The sequence below is a fragment of the Curtobacterium sp. B18 genome (assembly GCF_000333375.1).
Classification (GTDB): Bacteria; Actinomycetota; Actinomycetes; order Actinomycetales; family Microbacteriaceae; genus Curtobacterium.
In genome coordinates, this window is sequence record NZ_BACZ01000173.1 from 1 (window position 1) to 2,238 (window position 2,238).

Genomic DNA, 2,238 nt, shown 5'->3' on the forward strand with positions numbered 1-2,238 from the left:
ATCGCCCGACGGCTCGTGGGTGGTGGGCGCGTGGCGCTCGGCGCGACCGCGACCGTCGGTGCCGTGGTCACCCTGGCGAGCGACCTCGTCGCCCAGTTCGCCATCCCCGGGAACGCCCTGCCCGTCGGGGTCGTGACCGGGGTGATCGGGGCGCCGTACCTGCTCTGGTTGCTCGCGCGCGGTCGCTGAGCGGTGGGTGTTCCCGGTACGTTCGCTGTACGCGTTCCCCCGAGTTGTCCCCAGCCCCGTTCGGGGCTGGGGTTCGGTGGGTCGTTTCCGATACGCTTGTGCGCCAAGAGGAGGAGGTCCACGATGCCAGATCCAGTGGTCCCGCAGCCGGACGGTCAGAAGACCCCTGAGCAGCGGCTGGTCGACACCACACTGACCTTCAGCATGGACATGGGGGCGGCGCTCACTGCCGAGTCCGGTGTGTCCGCCGAAGAACGTGACGCGATCAACGCGCTGCCCTCCGGGTCGGCGCTGCTCGTGGTCCGTCGCGGGCCGAACGTCGGTGCGCGGTTCCTCCTCGACTCGGACGTCACGACGGCGGGGCGACACCCCGACGCCGACATCTTCCTCGACGACGTGACGGTGTCGCGCAAGCACGCCCAGTTCCTCCGTCACGGGACGAGCTTCAGCGTCAAGGACAACGGGTCGCTCAACGGCACCTACTTCGACGGCGTCCGCATCGACGAAGCACTGCTCACCGACGGGTCAGAAGTGCAGGTCGGCAAGTTCCGCCTGACCTTCTACGCCTCCCGGGTCGACCTGGCGCGCCTGGCGAACGCGTAGTGGCCGCACGGTCCGCCGCGGCCCGGGCGGGGTCCGCGGTCCCGGACCTGCTCACGATCGGGCAGGTCCTCGCTCGCCTCAAACCGGAGTTCCCGGACCTGTCCAGCTCGAAGCTCCGGTTCCTCGAAGAGCGCGAGCTGGTCACGCCGATCCGGACGGCGAGCGGGTACCGGAAGTTCTCGGCGGCCGACGTCGAACGCCTCCGGGTCATCCTCGGCCTCCAGCGCGACCACTACCTCCCGCTCAAGGTCATCAAGGACTACCTGGCCGACCTCGACGCCGGGCGCGAACCGGTCCTGCCCGGCGGCGGGGACGCCCCGAAGCCGTCGATCCTCGGTCGCGAACGGCGGTACACCCGTGACGAGACGGTCCGGGCCGCAGGGGCGTCGCCGATGCTCCTCGCCGATGCCGTGTCGGCCTCGCTGCTGCCCGCTGCCGACACGTACGGCGACGACGCGGTCTCGGTACTCAAGGCGCTCGTCGAGCTGCAGCGCACCGGGATCGAACCACGACACCTGCGCACGATGCGCAGCGTCGCCGAGCGCGAGGTCGGGCTCATCGAGTCCGCGCTCATGCCCGTCTCGCGGCGCGGCGACGCGACCTCGCGGGCGAAGGCGACCGAGCTCGCGCGGGAGATCGCCGGCCACCTCGAGGTGATCCGGTCGAACCTGATCCGCACGGCGATCGGGCGTCTCGACGCATGACGCGCGTCGTGGCTCGTCCGTCCTCGACCGCTGGTGCGCGTCGGTGGGTGGGGCGTATCCTCGACACGCCGGACGCGCCGAGTCGGATGTCCCGCGCCGGAGCGGTTCGAGTCGCTACCGTGGACCTCGGAACAACTCTCAACCCGTCATTGAACGTTCAGTTGGGAGCTCGATCGTCGTGGAAGGCAGCCTGATGAGTGGGAACGACACCCCCGGGACCGAGTCGGAGATGACCCGGTACGACCTCGGGCTGCTCTTCACCGACGGTCTGCCCGAGCACGACGAGCAGAACGGCTACCGCGGCACGGTCGCAGCCCGCGCCGCCGGCATCTCCTACCGCCAGCTCGACTACTGGGCGCGCACCGAGCTCGTCGAGCCCACGATCCGCGGGGCCGCCGGCTCCGGGTCGCAGCGGCTGTACGGCTTCCGCGACATCCTCGTGCTCAAGCTCGTGAAGCGACTGCTCGACACGGGCATCTCGCTCCAGCAGATCCGCACCGCCGTGAACCAGCTCCGCGAGTCCGGCGTCTCGGACCTCGCCCAGACGACGCTCATGTCGGACGGGGCGTCGGTGTACCTCTGCACCTCCGACGACGAGGTCATCGACCTGGTCTCGCGCGGCCAGGGCGTGTTCGGCATCGCGGTGGGCAAGGTCCTGCGCGAGGTCGAGTCGTCCCTGGTCGAACTCGACGCCACGCCGGCGGCCGACCCCGACGACGAGCTCGCCGCCCGCCGGGCTTCG

The 2,238-nt window shown here is 70.5% G+C and carries 4 protein-coding genes; all 4 read left to right on the forward strand.

All coding sequences use genetic code 11. From position 1 onward, the window contains the following. On the forward strand, positions 1 to 189 hold a 189-nt coding region (locus tag I5E_RS04670), incomplete at its 5' end, for an iron chelate uptake ABC transporter family permease subunit (RefSeq protein ID WP_031261557.1). 123 nt (positions 190 to 312) lie between these two features. Beyond that, a complete protein-coding gene (locus I5E_RS04675; protein WP_042723592.1) occupies positions 313 to 792 on the forward strand; it encodes an FHA domain-containing protein in 480 nt (159 codons plus the stop codon). Beyond that, complete coding sequence (ftsR, locus tag I5E_RS04680) at positions 792 to 1,496, forward strand: transcriptional regulator FtsR (RefSeq protein WP_022905968.1); 705 nt, start codon at positions 792 to 794, stop codon at positions 1,494 to 1,496. The genes I5E_RS04675 and ftsR overlap by 1 nt, the downstream gene beginning before the upstream one ends. 193 nt (positions 1,497 to 1,689) lie before the next feature. Continuing rightward, positions 1,690 to 2,238 (forward strand): MerR family transcriptional regulator (locus tag I5E_RS04685; RefSeq protein WP_022905969.1); only part of this gene is annotated, 549 nt, incomplete at its 3' end.

Coding starts and splice junctions, on each gene's coding strand:
- I5E_RS04675 (WP_042723592.1), top strand. CDS start 313: ATGCCAGATCCAGTGGTCCCGCAGCCGGACGGTCAGAAGACCCCTGAG.